Raw genomic sequence first — 22,782 nt, 5'->3', positions numbered from 1 at the left:
GCGGCTACCGTGCCGCCTCCAGCGCGAGGCACGTCGTGCAGACATACGCCAGGCGCAAGGCTTCAGGCGCGCGCGGCGTGCCGACGTAGGCCGCCAGCAGGCCGGCCGGCAAATCCAGGCCCAGCGCGCGCAAGGTGGCGCCGTGCTGCGCCAGTTCGCCGGCCAGCTCGGCTTCCAGCCGTGGCCGGCCACTGCGCGCCTGCAGTGCGAGAAGGTCGAGCACCTGGGCCAGCACCCGCTCTGCCGCCGAGCTTTGCTGCGGCACCGACGGCGCCAGGCTGGCGCCCCCCAGGCTCTTGAAAAAGCGCGCCAGCGCCGACGGCAGCTTGCCCGCGTCGACCTCGAAATCGAGCGACACCACGCGCAGCGCGCCATTCTTGGCGATGAGCAGCGCCACCGGCTGCCAGCCACCTGGCTCGCCACGCGCGCGGCTGGCCAGCACGGCCCGGATATCGGCGCCATCGGCCACGGCCGTCTGCAGCCGCGTGATGCGCGGACGCAGCGCCGGCAGCGCCGGAATCTGCAAGTCCAGGGCGGCGCCGCTGGCATCGAACACTTGCCAATCGAGCCGCTGCCCCACTTCGTCGAGCAGCGGCCGCGCCACTGCCGCCGGACGCAGCACCACGCAATCGACGGGTTCCCGCACCAGGCCGACGTTGTCGCTCATGAAAGCGGCCAGCGCCGTCCAGTCGCTGAAACCCAGACTCTGCCAGCGCGCATCGTCGAGCGCCCACAGCGGCGCCGCACTGGCGCGCACGCCGCTGTCCATGGCAAGGCGCCCATCGTCGGCCAGGGACGCGCCCGCCAACTGCCAGCTCGCGCCGCACATATGCCGGGCGCTGCCGGCGCCCGTCCACAGGCTGCCCGCATCCCATGCCGATTCGCGCGTAAACGAGCGGTCGCTGGCGTCGGGCCGCGCCAGCACGGCCTGTGCGATGCGCCCCTCGCCTCCATCGCCTCCATCGCCTCCATCGCCATGCTGCCAGAATGACAAGGTCAGGCCATGCGCGCCGCCGCGCGTTTCCCACCAATACGCACCCAGCGGCAGCAGCTCGATGGGCGCGTCGCCGGCCGCATCGAAGCTGCGCCGCGCCTGTCCGCGCAAGCGCTGCAAGAGCGGGCCAGGCGCGTGTTCGAGCGCCGCGCACAAGGCGCCGATGGCCGCCATCTCGTCGAATGCCTGGCGCTCGCTGGCGTGGTAATCGCGCCGCACGAGCAAGTCCAGCGTACCGCCCAGGCCACGCAACAGCGCAGCAAGACGGGGCAGGTTTTCACTGCGCGCCGACATGGTCAGCGCGCGCAGCTGGCCGGCGGCAATCGCGCTGGCATGCGACAGGCCATTGTCGTACAACTCACCGAGCAGCCGCCGCACCTGGGCCAGGAACACCAGCTCGGACGTACTCATGCCCGGCGCTGCGGCGGCGGGCGCCGTCGCGGCGCCGTCCGGCCAGGCAAACTCCCGGCCATGCTGGCGCCAGACGCAGGCCAGCGCATACAGGTGCAGCGCCTTGCGCAGGGCGGCTGGCGTATCAGACACCATGGCATCCACGCCGGCGCCGCGCAGATAGCTGCAGCCCAGCTTCAACAGGGGCAGCTCGATCTGCAGCCTGGCGTTGACGATGGTGACGTCCGCCTGGTCGCCTTCGGCCAGCCAGGCCAGCGCCTGGCGCACGGCCGGCTTGCCCGCCTGCTTGCAGACGGCCGCGCTGTCGAGCGCCAGCACCTCCTCCTGCACGCCGGCCGGCGGCGCATCCTGGACACCGTCCTGTCCACCCTCTTGCGGCAGTTCGCGCAGCCACACGGCAGCGGCCAGGATATGCTTGCACATGCCGGGCGCCGGGCAATCGCAGCGGCCCTTCTGCGGGCCACCCGCATCGAGCAGCACCCGTTGGCCGTCGGCGACCAGGGCGCCGCCCACGTCATCCTGCCAGCCTACCTTGCCCGCCTCGATATCTTTCAGGGCGCGGCGCAGCAGGCCCGCGTTGGCCAGCGTCGCCAGGCTGTCGTCGTCAAAGCTGCGGTACACGGCGCGCCAGCTCATCCCATCACCCCGGCCAGCCATTCGGCAAAGTGCTGCGGCGTCAGTGCCGCCACGTGCATGCCCTGATCCGCCAGGCGCTGCGCCATGCCGTGGTCATACACAGGCTGTGCGCGCACGTCGAGAGCGGCCAGGCCCAGCAGGGTGACGCGCGACTCGGCCATGCGCTTGAGCGCCGCCAGCAGCGGCCCGGGCGGCGCGCCCTCCTCGAAATCGCTGATCAGGGCCAGTACCGTGCGCTGCGGATTGCTCACCAGCTGCTCGCAGTACTGCACCGCGCGGCCGATATTCGTGCCACCACCCAGCTGCACCGTCAGCAGCACCTCGACCGGGTCGTCGGCCAGGTGCGTCAGGTCCACCACGCTGGTGTCGAATACCACCAGCCGCACATTCACGGCCGGCAGGCCGGACAGGATGCCGGCCACCACGGCCGCATAGATCACCGAATCCATCATCGAGGCGCTCTGGTCGACGCACAGGATGACGTCCCACGGCAGGCTGCGCTTGACGCGCGCGTTGAAGACGGGCCGCGCCATCAGCAGGCGGCGGCTGGCCAGGTCATAGTGTTTCAGGTTGGCGGCAATGGTGGCGCGCCAATCGAAGTTCTGCGCGCTTTGCATCTGCGTGCGGCGAAAGCGGTTGCGCCGCCCCACCACCGCGTTGACGAAATCCTTGCGCAGGCGCTCGGTGAGTTCCTCGACCACGTGGCGTATCACGGCGCGCACCGCGTCATGCATGTCCGCGCCGAGCCGCCCACGCATGCCGATCAGGGCGCGCGCCAGCGCCTGGTTCGGCTCCAGGCTGGCCAGCACGGCAGGGTCGCGCAGCAGGCCGCTCAATTCATAGCGCTCGATCGCGTGGCCCTGCACGCGCTCGTACACGTCCTGCGGAAACAGCTTGCGCGTCTGCGCCAGCCAGTCGATGGCGCGCAGCTGGCTGGGGTCCAGCGAACCGCCACCGCTGGCGCGCAGCATGCCCTTGCGCTCATACTCGCGGCCATACAGATAATCGAGGCAGGCATCGAGCCGGCCATCGTTGGCGGACCAGGCCTCCGTTTGCAGCGGCTGCGCGTAGCGTCCCAGCATCAGGCGCCAGCGGCGCAGCAACGCCTGATTGTCCAGATTCTCAGCCATGCGGCTTCTCCGTTGAAAGATCCAGCCAGACAGACAGCGCATCGCGCTCCAGGCAGGCGGCCAGCGCCGCGTTCAGGCGGCCGCCCGCCAGCATCTCGTCTTCGCTGACGTCGTAGTGGAATTCGGCCTGCAAGGCGTCCGGCGCGGCGCCGTTGAGCACCGCCAGCGCCTCGGCCAGGTCGCTCGTCTCCTGCGGCTTCAGGCCCGTGAAGGCCAGCCGCAAATCGGGCAGATACTCGATGAAACTGGCCTCGTCCCAGCTGCCGACGAGGGTATTGAAGCTGCGCCGCAGTCCCGGCTGCGTCAGCAGCAATTCAGGCGCGGCGGCCATCAGCCCCGACAGGAAGCGCACGGCATCCTGCGGCGTGGCGCCGGCGCCGAAGCGCTGTTCCAGCAAGCGCGACAAATCCTGCTCACCCCAGGCGCCATCGAGGAACAGCAGCGCGGCGGCGGCGCCGCAGATGCCGGGCGCGCAGCTGCGCGTCGCCGTCAGGGCCTGCAGGCGCTGGTGCAAGTCGGCGGCGTCGAAGGCCAGGCCAGCCTCCTGCTCCGGCAAGGCGCTGCGCGCGGCACGGCCAAATTCGCGCAATGCCAGCAACTGTCCCACTTGCGCGCCTTCCCCGTCCCTGTCCGTGTCGGCCAGTCCGGGCAGCAGAAACAGCGCGGCCGGCCAGACGCGCCGCATCAGCGCCAGCACGCCCGGATGCTCGCGCACGCCCAGCGGCTCGCGCGCGCGCCACAGGGTCACCAGCGCATGGCCGCAGGCGACGACGGAGGTAAAATCGGCATCGTCATCGAGATGGCGCGACAACAGCGACAGCAAATCGGGCAGGCGTTCATGCAAGCCCACCAGGCAGGCACGCACCAGCAGGGCAGCGGCGCTGCCAGCCGAACGGGCCCGGCCCGCGGCGCCCAGCGCCTGCTCTTCGCGCAGCAGCCGCGCCAGCGCCACCTCGGCCAGGGTGGCGCCATCGGCAGCCAATTCGATCAGGCGCGCTTCGACCAGCGGCGTCCACACATACGTCCATTCCTCGAACAGCAGTTCCAGCCGGCTGCCGGCCATGAAATCGGGGCCGCCCTGCCAGCGCGCCAGGTCCGTTTCAAGATACTGCATCAGATGAAAGAAGCGGCTGCGCAGGCGGTGGCGCGGCTTGCGGTACAGGTCCAGCCGCGCCAGCCGCTTGTCGCCGTCGTCGAGGCGCAAGCCGTGGCGATGCGCAGCCGCGCGCGCGTCTTGCACCAGCGGCGGCGAACCGGCCGACGGCGGCACGTCGCCCAGCCGGCTGCCCGTCATCTGGCGCCGCACGTCGTCGAACAGGCCTTGCATGCCGTCGTCGATGGCGCCCTTGACGAAGCAGGAGCGCATGGCGTCGAGCACATCCTGGCGGCCCGGACCCGCATGGCCGCGCAAGGCGGCGAGCCTGGCCGCCTGCAGCACGGCCGCCTGTACCTGCGCCGTGGAAATGCGCTCCTGCACGCCGCGCGTCCGGCTATCCTGGGCCAGCCTGGTCAGCTGGTCCACGGCGACGGCAAGCTGATGCTCGCCCGGCGCCGGCGACTGCAGGGCATCCCAGACGGCCTGGTAGTAGGCGGGTGCCGGCATGCCGGCGCCGTAGCCGTTCAGGGCATCGAGCCGCTCAAAGCTGTAGCGTATCAGCCAGCTGGCGCCGGCAGTGGCCGGCGCGGCAGGTGCGGCAGGTGAGGGATTCGTGTCAAGCAGTTCGATCAGCGCGCTGGTGTGAAAGCCGCCCGTGACCACCACCACGGGGCCATCGACCTGCTTGCGCCAGCGGGCGATATGCGCCGCCATGTGGCGTTCGCGCGGCAGGCTGCCCTCCGCTTCCAGCACGGCCGGCTCGTAATCGAGGCGGGCCATGGCGCAGTATGAAAACACGTCGCCAAACACGCTGCGCCAGTCCGCCAGCGCCGCGCGCGAGCGCGCCTCGAACAGGTGATCCCACAGTTCGTCCTGGTCGCGGCAGCCGGCGCGCGCGGCCAGCGCGTTCAGATAGCTGCTGTGGGCCAGGTAGCGTTCGGCCATCAGGCTGCGCGCCTCGGCATCGTGCGCATCGGCCGTGCCCGCGCGCGCCTGCCACGGCAGGTCGATGAAGGCCAGCTGCGCCTGCACGGCCGCCCCCTCGCGCAGCGCCACCCATTCGGGGCTGTAATCGCAAAACGGGAAAAACGCCGATTGCGCGCGCGCGCCTTGCGCGCCTGCCGCCGGCGTCTGGCACAGCAGCGCCACGGGCGGGCGCGTGCGTTCGTCCAGCAGCAGGGGCAGCATGTCCGTAAAGCCTTCCGGTCCCTCGATCAGCACGGCGGCCGGGCGCAATTCGCGCAGCATGGCCTGCAATGCCTGCGCGCACGCCGGGCTATGGTGGCGCACCGGCGCAAAGTACACGCCAGGTCCGAACAGCCTGGCGCGCGCGGCAGCCACGCCGGCCGGCAAATCCGGCTGCAAATCCGGCTGCACTACAGCCATAGCTGGCGTGCCGCGTCGCCGAAGCTTTTCCACAAATCGTCGCGGCGGCCACGTTCGCGCACCACCGTGTCGAAATAATGGCGCACGCGCTTGAGGTCATCGGCGTTGTCCTTCAGTACCACGCCCTGCAACTGGTTGGCCAGTTCGCGCGGGCGCAAGGTGCCGTCGCCGAAATGCAGCGCCTCCAGCGAGGCCGCATAGACCAGGTTGACCGCCTCGGCGCTCGACATCACCGCCTCCGGCGTCTTGATGGCCGTGCCTTCGCGGGTCTGGCCGGCGCGCAGTTCCTGGAACGTGGTCACCAGCAGTTCGACCACGTCGCGCCTGACGATGACGGCGGCGCCGATGGCATCGAGTTCGCGCTGCAGCTGCTGCATCACCAGTTCGACTTCGAAGCCATGGTCGCGGATCGGCTTGACGGTTTCGAAGTTGAAGCGGCGTTTCAGCGCCGACGACATTTCATGCACGCCGCGGTCGCGCAAGTTGGCGCTGGCGATGATATTGAAGCCGCGCCGCGCATGCACGCGCGCGTCGCCGCCCAGTTCCGGAATCATCAGCTGCTTTTCCGACATCAGTGAAATGAGCACGTCCTGCATCTCGGGCGCACAGCGCGTGATTTCCTCGAAGCGCACCAGCTTGCCCGCTTCCATGGCCTGGAACAAGGGCGACGGCACCAGCGCGCGCCGGCTCGGCCCTTCGGCCAGCAGCAAGGCATAGTTCCACGAATACTTGATATGGTCTTCGGTGGTGCCGGCCGTGCCCTGTATCGCCAGCGCGGAGTCGCCGCTGATGGCCGCGGCCAGCAATTCGGACAGCAGCGACTTGGCCGTACCCGGCTCGCCCACCAGCATCAGCCCCTGGTGCCCCATCAGGGTGACGATGGCGCGGTCGACCAGCGGATCGTCGCCATAGAATTTGCGGCTCACTTGCAGCGCCGCGTCGCCGAGGATGAAGCGGCGCACCGCGCGCGGCGACAGCTGCCAGCCCTGCGGGCGCGGATCGGTATCGGCCGCCTTCAGGCGTTCCAGCTCGCTGGCGTAGCGCTGTTCGGCGCTGCGGCGCACCACCTGCGTATCGTTATGTTGTTCCGTCATGATTGTGCTTTCTTTGCTTACCACGGCATTTTACTTTCCCATTGCGCATCATAGCCGCCGCACGCCTTCGACACCGCCAGATAATCGGCATAGGTTTCGGCCAGCAGCACGGACGGCACGTCGGCCAGCGGCACCGCCTCGTCGCGCCAGGAGCGCGGCAAGGGATAGAATTGCAGCGTTTTCAGGGCCGCCGCCATCAATTCCTCGGGCAGGCTGCTGCCGGAAAATTCGATCACTGCGCGCAGGCCGGCGCTGACGAAATCCTTGTGATACTCGGTGAAGACGCCGCCATCCTCGGCCTGGCCGCGCTGGTAGCCGTGCTTGCCGAAAGCGCCGCGCAAGCCGAAGGTGTCGCCCACCCAGCCTTCGCGGTCCGCGATGTGCCGGCCCGCCATCAGTGCGGCGTCGGGCAATTGATGCGCCAGCTGCTCGAACAGAGGCTTGACCTTGTAATCCTTGAAATGGCGCTGCCAGGCAGCGATCTGCGCCACATCCAGCAGCGAGGCGTGCGCCAGGCGCAGCCGGCTGCCTTCGGGCAGCGCGACTTCCTCGTCGTCCGCGTCGAGCAGGCTGCCATCGTCGCTGGGGCGCAGCAGGGTGCGCCCTGCGTCGTCCTCGCTGATCCACACCAGCGCCTGCACCAGGCGGCCCGCGATCGGATGGCCAAGCAGGTAATCGCGCCACTCCTGCGCTGGCCAGATACGTCCCGCGCACATGGCTTCGTACAGGCGCGCCGTCTGCATGGTGATGACTTGCTTGAGTTCTTTCTTGCACACGGATAGCTGCTGTTTGGCTTCCTTGGCCAGTTCCGGCGCTTCGTCCTGGCGCGGCTCGGGCAAGGCCTTGATCTCCTTGCCGTCGGAGTTGTGCAGGCGCGGCTTCATGGCGCCGTCCAGGGTCACCTGAAAGACCCGCTCGCCATACGACAGGTCGAGGCGGCCGCTGTCGTCGAAGCCGCCGGTCGGGATGGTGCGGTCGCCCAGCTGGTCCTGGCTCCAGCCCTTGCCTTGCGCGATGCGCTCGACGAGCAGACGCGCCTTTTCCTGCACCGAGGCCGTGCGGTAGCGCCGCGAGATCCCCAGGAGTAACTGGATGACGGCCGGGTCGTAGCCATCGGCCAGACCGTCAAGCATCGCTTCGATCTGCGCGCGGCGCGGGTAATGGTCGCGCATATACGCTTGCAGCAGGCTGATCGCCACATGACCAGGCGTATGCGCGGCCAGCGCGAGGATGCCCTTCTCGCCGATGGCGCTGCCCAGGTATTCGGCCATCTTGTCGCGGCGGATCTGGTCGAACACCTGCTCTTCGCTCATCTTGCCCAGCGCGGCATAATACTCGGGATAGCGCCTGGCCTGGTCCTGGTAGCTCAGGTAGGCCTGCGGCGCGCGCGCCTGCGCTTCGGCGGTCGCCACTTCCAGGCTCGGGCCGCGCAGATCCTCGGTGATGAACAGGCGCAGCACCGTCTCGCCCAGGGCGGCGCGGCTTGCCGCGTCCAGCAGGCCCAGATAACGCAGCAGCAAGGCGTTGCCGCCCGGCTCCTTCAATTTGCAGGCCAGCACCACCCACCAGCGGATGATGTCGGCGTCGACCGGCGTGCCGTCCTGCCAGCGGCAGGCGGGCAGCGCCTCGAAGACGAACCAGGCCAGGCCGACGGGCGCCTTGCCCTTCAAGCCCTTGCGCGCGGCGGCCAGCAGGATCTCGGGCGACAGGCGCGGACTCAAATCCTCGCCCAGCTTTTCCAGCGCCGTCATCAGCGCGGCGATCACGGTCTCGCGCGTCTCCTTGTCCAGCGCCTGGTACAGCGCCGGGACGGCAGCGCGGTAATCGAGGTCGGCCAGCCAGCGCGCGGCGCCGATGCGCATGTCCTGCTTGCCCGATCCCAGCGCCTCGGCCACGCGCTTGCCGATATCGGGCAGGCTGGCCAGCACCTGCTGCGCGCTGGCGCGGTGCTGCTTGCCCTCGCCCAGCGCGAGCTCCATCACGCGCGGCAGCCATTGCGCCGGCAGCACCGGAAAGGTGGCCAGCACTTCCAGGGTGGGACCCAGCTCGGGTGCCACGCCCCGGCGCCTTTCGACGGCGCGCAAGCCCAGGCCCTGCTCGATCAGTTCGGGGCGTTCCGCGAACAGCGGCCAGACCATGTCCGCCGCCAGCACCTGCTGCGGCTTGGCGCCCCACCAGTTGCTGGCCACGCAGGCCATGGCCACGCTGTCATGCTCGTCGCCAGCCTCGCGCATGGCGCGCGCCAGCAGGCGCAGGTCAAACGTGGACAGGTCCTGCCGCGCCAGCCATTGCTGGAAGAAGTCATCGTGCCAGAAATGAAAAATATTGCGCCGCGTGGCCTGCAGCCAGCGTGCCATGTGCGCCACGCCAAACTCCGGCAAGGCAGCCAGCTTGCCCTGCAGCTCGACGGGTTCGCGCGCCAGGTTACTTTGCAAGGGCCCCTCGTCGCCCTTCGCTGCCTCGCCATTGAACACGCGGATGGCCGCTTCCATGTAGGCAGGCTTGATCGCCTCAATGTGTTTCAGGCGCTCCTGATGCCACTGGTACTTGAGCTTGGCGTGCTGGTTGTCTTCGCGCTCCCGCCGTGCTTCGGCGCGGCTTTTTTCCAGCAGCACCGCATGGTTGGCCTGCAGCAGTTGCAGCGCGGCGTCGCCCAGGCGCGCCGCCGGCGGCGCGGGCGGCAGCGGCGGCACGGGCTGTTCCGCCGCGCCCGCATCGCTGGCCGCGCCCAGCCACGACAGGGCATTGCGGATGGCCGCCTGCACCGGCTTGCTCGCCTCCTGCGCCAGTGCCTGTTCCAGCAGCGCACCCTGTTGCGGCCCCAGGCTGCGGCCCAGCAGCTCGGCCGCCTGCACGCGCTCTTCCGTCTTGCCCGTCAACAGGCATTGCTGCAGCAAGACGGCCCGGCGTTCCACGGGAATGGCCGCCAGATGGGGCGCCGCTTCGATGCGCACGCTCTTGCCGCCATCGACGGCCAACCGCACCAGGATGGCGGCATAGGCGTCGGCCAGCGCCGGCGCGGCGCCCAGGCGCCTGGCCAACTGCACTTTGCCGCTGGCCGACAACAGCGTTGGCAATTGCTCCACCTGCGCGGCATGCGCGAGCATGTAAGCGTCGAGCGCGCCCGGCGCCAGCAGGCGCTGCAGGCAGTTGTCGCGCACGTATTCGTTCAATTCGCGCCGCTCGAACACCAGTTGCAGCGCGCCGTCTTCCGCCTCGCCATCGGCGGCCAGCAGGCGCGCCAGCAGCGCCACGTCCCAGCCGCGCCGGTTGACCGTGGTCGCCTGCGCGCGGGTCTCGGAAAAACTGGCGAACAGCGCATCGCCGAGCAGGTAGTCGAGCCACTGCGGCACCGGGGCGCCCGTGCGTTCCAGCGTATCGCCCCCGTCGGCGGCCTGCAGCAGCTTGCCCAGGCGCACCAGCAGCGCCGCGTCCAGCGTGGCCGCATCGGACTGGGCGTAGAACTGGTGCCGGTGGCGCAAGCTTTCATTGGCCAGCGCGCCATCCTTGTTGTTCATGTTATGCGTATAAAAATGCGAGTACAGGCGCCCGGGCTTGCCCAGCAGGGTGCCGCCGCGCGGCGCCGCCGCCTGCACATCGAGCAGCACGCCTTCCTGGCGCCCTTCGCAGACGAACTCGCAGGCGCGCTCCCACAGCGCAGGCGAGATCTGCGCCAGGCCGCGCAAGCCCTTCTTCAACTGCGCCTGCTCATCCAGGCTTGCCAGACCCACTACGCCCTGCGCCAGTGCCAGTATTTTCTTAAACATGCATCGTTCCATCGTGAATAGTCATTGAAATCATTGCCATGGCATCCGTTCCTCCCATGCGGCGTCAAAACCTGCACACTGCGCCGCCACCGCCAGGTAGTCGCCATAGGCCTCGGCCAGCAGCACGCCCGGCACCTCGGCCGGCGCGACGCCGCGCTGCTGCCCGGGGCCGGACAGGCGCTCGAAGCGCAGGCTTTTCAAGGCGGCGGGCAGGTTTTTCTCCGGCAGCACATTGCCCGAAAAATCGATCGCGACGCGCAGATCGGCGGCGCCAAAGTCCTTGTAGTAGCTGTCGAACAGGCCGCCGTCGTCGGCCGGGGCGCGCTGGTATCCCAGCTTGCCGAACGCGGCGCGCAACGTATGGGCATCGCTGACCCAGCCCAGGCGGTCGCTGATGGCCGCGCCGCCCAGCAAGCCCGCATCGGGCGAGGCGCGCTGCAACTGTTCGAACAGCGGCGTGATCCTGTAGTCGATCAGGTGCCGCTGCCAGGCGCCGATCTGCGGCCCGCTCAAGATGGCGGCATGGGCCAGGCGCAAGGCGCTGCCTGGCGCCAGCACCAGCTCCGCGTCATCCTCGCCGATCAGGCTGCCATCTTCCGTGGGGCGCAGCAGTTGCAGCGGCATGCCGCCATCATCCTGCGCCAGCCACACCAGCCGCTGCGCCAGGCGCCCGACGACGGGATGGCCAAGCAGATGGCGTTGCCACTCTTCCAGCGGCCAGACGCGGCCCGTGCACATGGCGCCGTACAGCCGCGCCGCCTGCGTCTCGGCCACCTGCCTGACTTCTTTCCTGCACGCGGCCAGCGCCAGCCTGGCCTCGTGGACGAGGCGCTCGTCATCACCCAGGCATGCCACGGGCAAGGTCTTGATCGCGCCACCATCGGCACGCTGCAGCACGGGCTTCAAGTCAGGGTCCAGCGTGGCATGGAACCGCCGTGCGCCGTAATCGAGTTCGAGCCGGCCCGCATCATCGAAGCCGGCCATGGGCACCGTGCGATCGGCCAGTTGCTCTTCGCTCCAGCCCCGCCGTTGCGCGATCTGCCCGAGCAGCTCACGCGCCCTGCCTTGCACGGCAGCGTTGCGGTAGCGGTGCGCCACGCCCAGCAGGAACTGGACCACGGTCGGATCATCGCCGCCGGCCAGCGCTTCCAGCATGGCCTCGATCTGCGCGCGGCATGCAGGGAAATCGCGCATGTACGCCTGCAGCAGGCTGACCGCTTCGCGTCCGGGTGCATGGACGGCCAGCGCCAGCATGCCTTTCTCGCCGATCACGCTGCCGCCGCTCTCGTCATGGGCGATAAACGTGCGCAGCACCATGCTGCCGAGCGCCGCCCGGCTGGCAGGCGCCAGCAAACACAGGTAACGCGCCAGCAAGCCATTGCCGCCCGGTTCCTTCCATTGACAGGCCAGCACCAGCCACCAGCGCACGATGTCCGCGTCGACCGCCTGGCCATCGTGCCATGTGCAGGCAGGCAGCATCGTGAACGGAAACCAGGAAAGGCCGGCAGGCGTCTTGCCGCGCAAGCCCTCGCGCGCCTGCGCCAGCAGCAGCGGAGGCGACAGGCGCGGCGACAGGTCTTCGCCCAGGGCATCCAGCGCCGCCATCAGCAGCGCGCCGACAGTTGCACGGCTTTCCCGCTCCAGCGCCCGGTACAGCGACGGCACGGCCGCGCGGCAGCCAAGTTCCGCCAGCCAGCGCGCGGCGATGCCGCGCAATTCCTGCTTGCCGGACTCCAGATTGCCGCTCACCTGCTGGCCGATGCCGGGCACCCTGGCCAGCAAGCGCTGGGCCCTGTGGCGATAGGTCTTGCCCTCGCCCAGCGCCAGCTCCATCAGGCGCGGGCGCCAGCGCACGGGCAGCACGGGGAACAATTCGAGCACCTCCAGGGTCCATGCCAGGTCCAGCGTGATCTCGCCGCGCGCCACCGACAGGCCCAGGGCCTGCTCGATCAGTGCCGGCTGTTCGAGAAACAGGGGCCATATGGCGTCGGCCGGCAGCAGGTGCTGCACCTGCGGCGGGCCGTCCCAGCCGGGCGCAAGCCAGGCCAGCGCCACGAGGTCGGGCATCGCGCCGGCGTCGCGCAGCAGCGCATCGATGGTGCGCAGATCGACGCCTGCCGGGTCCTGCCGCGCCAGCCAGGCCTGGAATGGCGGATCATTCCACAGCGAGAAACGGTGCTCGCGCAGCGGGCCATACCACTGCGCCAGCTGACGCAGGCCGAAATCGTCCAGCTCAAACAGCCGCCCGTGCAGGCAAATCGTGTCGCGCATGGCTTCGTCGTGCAACAGCCGCCGGTCCGCCGCATCGCCCTGCCCATTCAAGGCGCGGATCACGCCGCGCAAGCGCGCTTCCCCGCACGCCAGTTGCTGCTGCTCGCGGCGCTGCCAGTTGTCATTCTGCACGCGCTGGCGGCGATTTTCCGCTTCTTCCTTGCGCGCGGCGGCATCGCATTCCTTGAGCAGTTCGCCATGGTTTTCCAGCAGTATCCGCAGCGCTTCCTCGCTCAGCACCGTGTGGGGCGCCTGCGGCGCAGGCGGCGGCGCATCAACGGCAGCATGCTGCCCGTCCATGCGCGCCAGCGCATCGGTGATCGCCTGTCTGGCGGCCTTGCCCGACTCCAGCGGCAGCGCACGTTCGAGCAGCGCCCGTTTGAGCAGCGCCGGGGCGGCATCAGTGCCCAGCAGTTCGGCCGCCCGCGCGCGTTCATCGAGCTTGCCGTTCAGGAGCCAGTGCCCGAGCAAGGCCAGTTGCCGTTCGCCAGCCATCGCGCTGACAAACGGCGCGGCCGTCGCGCGCACGGCCTTGCTGCCATCGACGGCCAAACGCACCAGCACATCGTCAAAAACACCGGCCAGCATGGGGGCGCCGCCCAGGCGTGCGGCCAGCAGGCGCCGGCCCTGCGCCGACAGCCGTAGCGCCAGCGCGCGTACCTGCTCCGGCCGCTCCTGCATGTAGTCATCGAGCGCGCCCGGCGCCAGCAGGCGCCGCAGGCAGCCTTCCAGCTGATGCCCGGCGATCCGCCTGCGCTCGAACACCAGTTCCAGCGCAGGTTCGGGGGACAGGCCGTCCGCTTCCAGCAAGCGCGCCACCAGCCGCACATCCCAGGCGGGACGGTTGTCGGCCGTCGCTTCTTCGCGCGTCTGGCTGCGGGTGGCAAACAGGGCGTCGTTGACCAGGTAATGCAGCCAGTCGGGCACATTGGCGCCCGTCGGTGCGAACGACAGGCCGTGGTCGGCCGCCTCGAGCACCTTGCCCAGCCTGACCAGGCATGCCGGTGGCAGGGCACCGGCATCGGGCGCCGCATACAATGCGTCGCGCGCAACCAGGCCAGCGCGTGCCTGCAGCGCGTCCTCGTCGCTGGTGCCGATGGCGAAAAAACTGTGGCTCAGGCGGCCCGGATGGCCAAGCACGGCCGCCGTGCGCGCGCCACCGTGCCGCAGTTTCTGCAACGTGGCCGGGTGCTCACCGCCAAGGACAAAGGCGCAACTATCCTGCCACAGCGTCTTGTCGATGCTGGCGAGTCCCTTCAATCCCCGTTCCAGGGCCGCCTGGCCTGCGCCAGGCACCTGTTTTCCCGTATCGTTCATGCGCATCCCCGATCTTGCCCTAGATCACAAGTTGCTGATTGTATATTCTTATCCTCCTGATAGCATGTACGTTTGGATGGCGATCAACAAAAAAAAGGCGCTCCCGCAGGAGCGCCTTCGCCACGGCAGCGGCCTTATGCCGGAGTATCCTGCAGCCGGTAGATGCTGGAGAAATCGAGGCCGCCCGATCCTGCCTTGCTGTGCATGTCGTACAGCGTGCGCGCCAGGGCGCCCAGCGGTACGCTGGCGCCCGACGCCTCGGCGCTTTCCATGGCCAGGCCCAGGTCTTTGAGCATCAGGTCGACGCCAAAGCCGCCCGTGTAGCCGCGCGACGCGGGCACGTTCTCGGCCACGCCCGGGCACGGGTTGTACACGTCCAGGGTCCAGTTGCGACCCGAGCTTTTCGCCATCACGTCCGACACCACTTTAGCATCGAGGCCATTGGCCACGCCCAGGCGTATCGCTTCGCTCGTGCCGATCATCAAAATCCCCAGCAACATGTTGTTGCAGATCTTGACCGTCTGCCCGCAGCCCGAGCCGCCCGCGTGGAAGATGGCCTTGCCCATGACGTCCAGATAAGGCCGCGCCGCCGCCAGCGCCGACTCTTCCCCGCCCACCATGAAGGTCAGGGTGCCGTTGGTGGCGCCCGCCGTGCCGCCCGAGACGGGCGCGTCCAGCATGGGCATGCCCTTTTCCTCGGCCGCGCGGCCCACCTGGCGCGCCGCCTCGGTGGATATCGTCGAACAGTCGATCAGCAAGGTGCCGCGCCGCGCCTGCGCCAGGATGCCCGTGTCGCCAAGGTAGGCGCCGAGAACATGCCGGCTAGCCGGCAGCATGGTGATGACGATGTCGGCCGCCTGGATCGCCGCGCCCTGGTCATCGGATACGAGGCCGCCGCCGTCGGCGAATTGCCGCACGCTGGCCGGCAGCAAGTCAAACCCCGTGACGGCATGGCCGGCGCGCACGAGGTTTTGCGCCATCGGCAAGCCCATGTTACCGAGGCCGATGAAAACGATATTGGTCGCCATGGCAGCCCCTTATTTCATCGAGATGGTGGTATTGACGCCGCTGCCGCCATCGTCCGGGGCGAACCAGCGCGCCGTGACGGTCTTGGTCTGCGTCCAGAAGTACAAGGCTTGCTTGCCGTTCGGGCCCAGGTCGCCCAGTTTCGACGCGCGCGAGCCCGTAAAACTGAAATAGGCGACGGGCACGGGAATGGCCACGTTGATGCCCACCTGCCCCACGTCGATCTCGTTCTGGAACTTGCGCCCCGCCCAGCCGGATGAGGTGAAGATCGAGGTGCCGTTGCCGTTCGGGTTGGCGTTGATGAAAGCGATGGCCTGGTCCAGCGTATCCGTCTCGACCACGCACATGGCGGGGCCGAAGATTTCCTGCGTGTAGACGGAGTTCGATGCCGCCACCTTCGAGAAAATCGTCGGTCCCATGAAGTTGCCGCCCTCGTAGCCGGCCACCTTGTGGCCACGGCCATCGAGCAGCAGCTGCGCGCCTTCGTCCACGCCCGCCTGTATCAGTTTTTCCGCGCGCTGCATGGCCGCTTTCGAGACCATCGGACCCAGGTCGGCGGTCCGGTCGCTGCCCGGCCCCACTTTCAGCGCTTGCGAACGGGCGACGATTTCCGGCAGCCAGGATCGCGCCTCGCCCACCAGCACGACGACGGAATTGGCCATGCAGCGCTGGCCGGCCGCGCCGAACGCGGCGCCGATCAGGTTATTGATCGCCTGCTCCTTGTTGGCGTCGGCCAGCACCACGCAATGGTTTTTCGCCCCCATCATCGATTGCGCGCGCTTGCCCGATTCGCTGGCGCGGCGGTACACATGCGTGCCCACGTGGGTGGAACCGATGAAGGACACGGCCTTGATGTCGGCATGGTCGCACAGCATGTTGACGACGTCCGCGCCGCCATGCACGACGTTCAGCACGCCGGCCGGCAAGCCCGCCTGGTACATCAGTTCGACCAGGTACATGGTCGATGACGGATCCTGCTCCGACGGTTTCAGCACAAAGGTATTGCCGCAGGCGATGGCAATCGGGAACATGAAGCACGGCAGCATGACGGGGAAATTGAAGGCCGTGATGCCGGCGCCCACGCCCAGCGGCTGGTAGATATTGTAGACATCGACGCCGGTGGCCGCGTTTTCCGCGATCTCGCCCAGTTGCAGGGTGGCGATCGAGCACGCGTGTTCCACCACTTCCAGGCCGCGCATCACCTCCCCTTCCGCGTCGGGCAAGGTCTTGCCGTGCTCTCGCGTGATCAGTTCGGCAAGGGCACCGATATTTTCGCGGATCAGGTGCTGGTACTTCAGCATGATGCGCATGCGCGCCGCCAGCGGGGTATTCCGCCAGGTTTTAAAGGCTTCCTTGGCCGTGGCGACGGCCAGGTTGACTTCATCCGGCGTGGAAAACGGCACCCTGGCGACGATTTCCTGCGTGGCCGGATTGATGACGTCGCGCCATTCCGTGCTGGTCGAAGCGTGGTGCTTGCCGGCGATGTGCAGGGGGATGGCGGGGATTTGGGTGAGGGCTTGGTTCATGGTGTGCTCCGTGATTGACTAGTTACCCCAAGAGCAGATTCCGGGGTCGGACCCTGAGGGTCCGACCCCAGCTTTTTCGCCGTTAGGGGTGAAAATTATTTTTTAACGAGGTTGCACGCCGCCGCATCCATAGTCTTGAACGCCTGGTCGGCGGGGATGGTCGACAGCACTTTCAGGTAATCCCACGCGCCTTTCGATTCGGCCGGGGTTTTCACCTGCACCAGGTACATGTCGTGGATGACGCGGCCGTCGGGGCGGATGGAGGCGTTGTTCATGACGGCGTCCTTGATCGGCAGCTCGCGCATTTTCTGGGCGACGATCTTCGAATCGTCGCTTTTGGCCGCCGCCACCGATTTCAGGTAGTGGTAGACACTGGAATACACGCCCGCCTGCACCATGGTCGGCTTGGCGCCCTTGTTGAGCGCCTCGAAACGCTTGGCGAACGCGCGGCTGCGGTCGTCGTAATCCCAGTAAAAACCGTCCGCGTAGACGAGGCCCTGTGCCGTTTCCAGGCCCAGCGCGTGCACGTCGGACAGGAACACGAGCAAGGCGGCCAGGCGCTGGTCCTTGCCGCTGCCGATGCGAAATTCGCGCGCCTGCTTGATGGCGGAGACGGTGTCCGCCCCACCATTGGCCAGGCCGATCACCTGCGCCTTGGAACCCTGCGCCTGCACCAGGAAGGACGAGAAATCCGAGGCGTTGAGCGGATGGCGCACGGCGCCCAGCACCGTGCCGCCGTTGTGCTTGACGACTTCGCTGGCGTCTTTTTCCAGCGAATGGCCGAAGGCGTAATCGACGGTGACGAAGTACCACGATTTCTGCCCCAGTTTCGTCAGCGCCGCCGCCGTGCCGGCCGCCTGCGAGTACGTGTCGAACATCCAGTGGAAGCCGTTCGGCGAACAGTCTTCATTGGTCAGGCGCGTGGTGGCCGGGCCGCTGAACATGGCGATGCCGCCCTTTTCTTTCATCAGCTTTTGCACGGACAGGGCCACCGAGGAATTTGTCAGGTCGGCGATGGCGTCGACCTTGTCGCGGTCCAGCCATTCGCGCGCCTTGGAGGCGGCGATATCGGCCTTGTTCAAGTGGTCGGCCGAGACGATTTCGATCTTCATGCCCTTGCATTCGGCCTTCAGGCAATCCTCGACGGCCATCTGGCTGGCGACGACGGAGCCGCGCCCGCCCATGGCCGAGTACGGGCCGGACATGTCGGTCAGGATACCCACCTTGACGACGCCATCGGAAATCTGCGCCTGCGCGCCAAAGGACAGGGTGAGCGCCAGCGCGCCCATGGCCAGAACGGTTTTTTTCATGCGTGTCTCCAGGTGGATGGGTTTTCTTATATGTATAGATGCATTCTGCATGTGTAAAAATATGCACTCAAGTGAAATTAATGCATAATTCCTTTGCAAAAATGCACAGAGAGGGTTTGCCATGCTCGATTGGGACAATGTACGGGTCTTCCTGGAACTGACGCGCAGCGCGGGACTCGTCGATGCGGCGAAAAAGCTGGGCATCGACCATTCCACCGTGTCGCGGCGCATGCGCAAGTTCGAGGAGCAGGTGGGCACGCAGCTGTTCGACCGCAACTACGTGGGCTACCAGCTGACGCCCGAAGGCCACCGCCTGATGGAATACGCGGAAACCATGGAAAGCACGGTGTTCGCCGCCACCGAGGAGCTGGGCGAACACAACCGATTGCTGTCGGGCCAGGTGCGCCTGGGCGCCACGGAAGGCTTCGGCGCCATCGTGCTGGCGCCGCACCTGGCGCAGTTTTGCGGCCGCTATCCGCACATCAGCGTGGACCTGATCGCCGTGCCCCGTTTCGTCAGCCTGTCCAAACGCGAGGCGGACGTGGCCATTTCCATCGAGCGTCCCCTGTCCGGCCCCTACGTGGTGACGAAGCTGTCCGACTACCGGCTGAAACTGTACGCCACGCCAGCCTACCTGGCGCGCCACGCGCCGATCACCAGCGTGGCGCAGCTGGCGCAGCATCCGATCATCGGCTACGTGGATGATCTGGTCTTCAGTTCGGAACTGCGCTACATGGACAACGTGGCGCCCGATTCCCTGCGCGCGTTTCGCAGCACCAGCGTCATCGCCCAGTACCACGCGGCGCGCGCGGGCCAGGCGCTGGCGATTTTGCCCTGCTTTGTGGCGCAGCAGTCGAACGAACTGGTGCCCGTGCTCGATGGCGAGATCGACCTGCTGCGCGCCTTCTGGATGATTTCACCGAGCGAGCGGCGCAACATCGCCAGGGTCAGCGCCCTGTGGAATTACCTGCGCAGCGCCATCGATTTGAACCACGCCTACCTGATGGGCAAAACGGCCGTGCCCAGCTGGCCAAGCTGACTGCGCGCTACACTGTCGCCACATAGGAATAAGGAGAACCCCATGCTGATGGATGCGAACCAGGCCGTACTGGTCATTGTCGACCTGCAAGGCCGTTTGATGCCGGCCATCCACGACGCCGGCCTGGTGCTGGCGCAAAACCTGCGCCTGGCGAAGATCGCCCGCCTGCTCGACGTGCCCGTGCTGGGCACGGAACAGAACCGCCAGGGTCTGGGGCCCAACGTGGAAGAAATCGCCGCCCTGTGCGAACGGACCTTGCACAAGACGCATTTCGGCGCCTGCTTTGACGGCTTGCAGGATATTCTGCCGCCAGGGCGCAAACAGATCGTCGTCACGGGGTGCGAAGCCCATGTGTGCATGCTGCAGACGGCCATCGGCCTGCTGCAGCTGGACTACGAGGTCATCATCGCCATCGATGCCGTCGGTTCGCGCCAGGGGGCCAGCCGCGACGCGGCGCTGGCCCGCCTGGACAAGCTCGGCGCCCATCTGGTGACGGTGGAAATGCTGGCCTTTGAATGGTTGCGGGACTGCAAGCATCCGCGCTTCCGCGAAGTGCTCGCACTGATTAAATAGCTGGCCCGCCTTTAATTCAGATCAAGTCCATCGGCCATTCATTTGCTAGCTTGGTAACAGCGCCGCCATTCCGAGCGGCGCGCCGTCCACATCAGCAAGGGAGCCATCATGGCCTATATCCTGCGGGGCAAGCTGTGCGGCTTGATCTGCGCCGAGTGTCCTGAAGCTTTATCCCACGTCATCGTGCGCCTGTACCGGCCGCGCGAGTCGCAAAACATCACGGCGCTGGCCATGGCCAGCGCCAAGGAAACCTTCGCCATCCTCACGGATGAAGAGGTGCAAGCGAAAGCACCGTTCCTGCTGGCCGAAGCACGCACGGATGACGATGGCAATTACAGTTTCACCTTGGACGGCGATTATCAGGGCGAGGCCGTCGAAGTCGACGTCCTGTGCCCGACCGTGCCGCAATTGAAACCGGGGCCGAAAGACCCGGTGCCGCTGCAGTTTTCCATCACCACCATCCAGCCCCGCTGGCGCCAGGTCGACAATGATTTTCTCGCCATCTGGGACTATTGCCTGCCACAACGCTTCTGGTGCCTGGTGCGCGCCCGCTTTGGCGCCTGGACCATCTGCGGCCGATTGCGCACCTGCGATGCGCCGCACACGCCGATCGCCGGCGCAACAGTGCGGGCGTTCGACGCCGACTGGCTGCAAGACGACGCGCTGGGCCAGGCCGTCACGGACGCCAGCGGGCGCTTCCGCATCGATTACCTGACGTCGGACTTCACCTTGACGCCCTTCTCTCCGTTCATCAACGTGGAGTTCGCCAGCGGCCCCGACGTGTATTTCACGGCGCAGCTGGGCAGCGTCACCATCCTGTCGGAAACGCAGGCCAACGGCCGCCAGCCGGGCCGCGAAAACGTGGGTCACTGTTTCTGCGTGGAATTGTGCTCGAAGGAAGTCTTGCCGCCCGATGTGGAAGGCGTGCCTCACTGGCAGCAAGTGGAAATCTTCGACATCCACCCGTTCCCCTCGCTGGCCGGCTTTTCCGCGCAAGGCTATGCGGGCGGCCCCGGCGCATCCTACGTGTTCGCCGGCGGCGTCACCCTGAAAGGCAATTGCCCATTGCGCAACAGCGCCATCCCCGCCAACCCGCTCGAATACCGCTTTCTCATCGGCGAATGGTCCTGGCCCGGCGGCAGCGACGACCCGACGGCCATCCCCTCGGTGGCACCCGCCAGCCTGGCGCCGTTGACGCAAGTGCTCGGCACGCACGTCGGCTATGTGTTTTATACGAACGGGCTGGGCCTCGGCGATTCCGCGCCCGTCATCATCGACGCGGGCGATTTGAAACCGGGCGGCTGGATACGGGTGGACGGCAAGAGCGTCACCGTGGACATGCGCGACGGCACGACGGCCATCGTCAACGTGGCGCCCAACATCTTCCTGCGCACGTTTGATTTACTGACCGTGAATACGCCGGCCATCACGAGCCTGCATCCGGCCAAGCTGCCGGGCGGCTTGCCCATCCTCGACGCGGGCCGCAGCCTGACGGCGGCCGAGAGCGAGCCGATACGCCGCTACCGCCTGGGCTTCGAGGTGCGCGACGGCGTCAGCCTGGCGCTGGTGGCCACGGACGGGCTCGACTCCATCGTCTTCGACAACTCGCCCGTCATCGTGGCGCTGGACCTGGAAGAGCTGCGCAGCAATGCCTGCAACCCCATCGCGGGCGGCCTCGTGCATATCCTGTACACGATCGATCACCCGCATCTGCGCTTTTTCAATATCACGATTTCCAACAACAACGGCATCACGCACCCGCCGCCACCGCTGCCGGCCGCCACGTTCACGCCGCCACCGCCACCGAGCAACTACCTGTTCCGCGGCGGCGCGGGCGGGCCGCATTTATCGGGCAACAACGGCGGCTTCCCCGTCAACGTGGCGCTCGACCCACCGTGCGCCTATCGCGTGGCCATCGGTTGGCAGACACGGCATTACCTGGCATCCAGCCACAGCATTGACCGCCTCTACTGCAAGTAGGCGAGCTTAGAAGTAGCGCACCCAGGCCTGCTTCGACGTGCGCTTGTAATTGGCAAACGCGCGGCAAGGGAAATACAGCACGGGCATCAGGGCCAGCGCGATCAGCCACACTTGCCAAATGTGCTCGACGCCATAGCGGGTGCCATGATTGGCGCCCAGCACGGCAGTCAGCACGATGCGAATGACCAGCAGCAGATACAGGTGCAGCAGATAGTAGAACATGGGCGCGCCGCCAAAGGTGGCGCAGGCCCGCGTAAACCAGTTATCGACGCTTTCCAGCCAGGCCATGCCCAGCAAGCCCAAGCCCAGGGTGAACAGCAGGAAGTCCAGCGACGGCGGATACTTGGTGAAGTTCAGCACGCTCATGGCCGTGCGCAAGGCCGTGTCGCCGGCCACCCACGGCAGGGTTTCACCATAAATATTCAAGCCGCGCAGCAGGCCCAAGAGCAGCAAGCTGCCACCGCCCAGCGCCAGCAGCAGGCGCCGACGTCCTTCGGCGGACAGCCCCCGCGCATACAGGGGTCCGGCCGCATAGCCGAGCACGATCACGCCTATCCACGGCAGCAGCGGATAGCTGACCTTGATTTTCATGGCGCCGTCCGCCACCAGATAACCGCGTTGCAGCAACACCGTCAGCAGATAGTAGCCAAGGCTGCCCTCTTCTGCGTGCAGCCAGGTAAACAAATGCTGGCCCGCGATGATCGCCACGCCCAGCACGAGCAGCACTTTCAACGGCAGCTTATGCAGCACGGCCAGCGCCATCATGGCCAGGCCGATGACCCAGATCACCTGCAGATACAGGATCGCCGGCGTGAAAGTGCCCATCCAGGCAAAGTTGACGAACACCAGTTCCAGCACGACGAGCAGCAAGCCCCGCTTGAACAGGAAACCGGTAGCGCTGCGCGGACCGGCGGCCGGATGCGCATACAGCCAGGCCGACAAGCCCGTCAAAAAGACAAACATGGGCGCGCACACGTGGGCGGCCAGGCGCGTGAAGAACAGTGCCGGGTCGACATGGGCCGCATCCATGGGGTCGCTGACCTGGTGGTGCAGGAAGACCGTTTCGCGCACATGGTCGAACAGCATGATCAGCATGACGAGGCCGCGCATGACGTCGATGACGGCGATGCGGGCGCGCAGGGTGGCGGGGGAAGTCAGGGAGGCAGTCATTTATTCATTTTTAATGTAAGGGTAAGAGTAGCGTGCGTACCCCAACGGCAGAAACT

The 22,782-nt window shown here is 67.1% G+C and carries 13 protein-coding genes; 3 read left to right on the top strand and 10 right to left on the bottom strand.

Annotation, left to right across the window (positions count from 1 at the left end; all coding sequences use genetic code 11):
• Positions 1–4: 4 nt before the first annotated feature.
• The 9 genes from CLU91_RS00880 to CLU91_RS00840 form a co-directional block, all read right to left on the bottom strand.
• Positions 5–2,041 (bottom strand): SWIM zinc finger family protein, encoded by a 2,037-nt coding sequence (locus CLU91_RS00880; protein WP_100872578.1) that lies wholly within the window; start codon positions 2,039–2,041, stop codon positions 5–7.
• Positions 2,038–3,171, bottom strand: coding sequence for a VWA domain-containing protein (locus CLU91_RS00875; RefSeq protein ID WP_198521200.1), 1,134 nt, complete (start codon positions 3,169–3,171; stop codon positions 2,038–2,040). The genes CLU91_RS00880 and CLU91_RS00875 overlap by 4 nt, the downstream gene beginning before the upstream one ends.
• Positions 3,164–5,653 (bottom strand): DUF5682 family protein, encoded by a 2,490-nt coding sequence (locus CLU91_RS00870; protein WP_100872577.1) that lies wholly within the window; start codon positions 5,651–5,653, stop codon positions 3,164–3,166. Before CLU91_RS00870 ends, CLU91_RS00875 begins: the two co-directional genes overlap by 8 nt.
• The gene (locus tag CLU91_RS00865) at positions 5,644–6,747 is read right to left on the bottom strand and encodes an AAA family ATPase (RefSeq protein ID WP_100872576.1); all 1,104 of its coding nucleotides are present in this window, start codon (positions 6,745–6,747) and stop codon (positions 5,644–5,646) included. Before CLU91_RS00865 ends, CLU91_RS00870 begins: the two co-directional genes overlap by 10 nt.
• A gap of 17 nt (positions 6,748–6,764) precedes the next feature.
• Positions 6,765–10,514, bottom strand: coding sequence for a DUF4132 domain-containing protein (locus CLU91_RS00860; protein WP_157814530.1), 3,750 nt, complete (start codon positions 10,512–10,514; stop codon positions 6,765–6,767).
• Positions 10,515–10,544: 30 nt separating this feature from the next.
• Positions 10,545–14,102 (bottom strand): DUF4132 domain-containing protein, encoded by a 3,558-nt coding sequence (locus CLU91_RS00855; RefSeq protein WP_157814529.1) that lies wholly within the window; start codon positions 14,100–14,102, stop codon positions 10,545–10,547.
• A gap of 134 nt (positions 14,103–14,236) precedes the next feature.
• Positions 14,237–15,130: a 3-hydroxyisobutyrate dehydrogenase gene (gene mmsB, locus CLU91_RS00850; protein WP_100872573.1), complete on the bottom strand. Its 894-nt coding sequence runs from the start codon at positions 15,128–15,130 to the stop codon at positions 14,237–14,239.
• A gap of 9 nt (positions 15,131–15,139) precedes the next feature.
• A complete protein-coding gene (locus CLU91_RS00845; RefSeq protein ID WP_100872572.1) occupies positions 15,140–16,654 on the bottom strand; it encodes a CoA-acylating methylmalonate-semialdehyde dehydrogenase in 1,515 nt (504 codons plus the stop codon).
• Positions 16,655–16,749: 95 nt separating this feature from the next.
• Positions 16,750–17,964 carry an ABC transporter substrate-binding protein gene (locus tag CLU91_RS00840; RefSeq protein WP_100872571.1) on the bottom strand — a complete coding sequence of 405 codons (1,215 nt, stop codon included), beginning with the start codon at positions 17,962–17,964 and terminating at the stop codon, positions 16,750–16,752.
• Positions 17,965–18,085: 121 nt separating this feature from the next.
• Here CLU91_RS00840 and CLU91_RS00835 point away from each other — a divergent pair, with 121 nt between their 5' ends.
• The 3 genes from CLU91_RS00835 (at position 18,086) to CLU91_RS00825 (ending at position 21,556) form a co-directional block, all read left to right on the top strand.
• Complete coding sequence (locus tag CLU91_RS00835) at positions 18,086–19,003, top strand: LysR family transcriptional regulator (protein WP_100872570.1); 918 nt, start codon at positions 18,086–18,088, stop codon at positions 19,001–19,003.
• Positions 19,004–19,045: 42 nt separating this feature from the next.
• Positions 19,046–19,576, top strand: coding sequence for an isochorismatase family protein (locus CLU91_RS00830; RefSeq protein WP_100872569.1), 531 nt, complete (start codon positions 19,046–19,048; stop codon positions 19,574–19,576).
• A 108-nt stretch (positions 19,577–19,684) separates the two neighbouring features.
• Positions 19,685–21,556: a hypothetical protein gene (locus tag CLU91_RS00825; protein ID WP_100872568.1), complete on the top strand. Its 1,872-nt coding sequence runs from the start codon at positions 19,685–19,687 to the stop codon at positions 21,554–21,556.
• A gap of 6 nt (positions 21,557–21,562) precedes the next feature.
• On the opposite strand, the gene CLU91_RS00820 is transcribed toward CLU91_RS00825, so the two are convergent.
• On the bottom strand, positions 21,563–22,726 hold the full coding sequence (locus CLU91_RS00820; protein WP_100872567.1) for a DUF1624 domain-containing protein: 1,164 nt from the start codon (positions 22,724–22,726) through the stop codon (positions 21,563–21,565).
• Positions 22,727–22,782: the final 56 nt, after the last annotated feature.

The organism is Janthinobacterium sp. 64 (assembly GCF_002813325.1).
Lineage (GTDB): Bacteria > Pseudomonadota > Gammaproteobacteria > Burkholderiales > Burkholderiaceae_D > Janthinobacterium.
The sequence above is the reverse complement of the archived record's forward strand: the minus strand, read 5'-3'. Positions and strand labels throughout refer to the sequence as shown.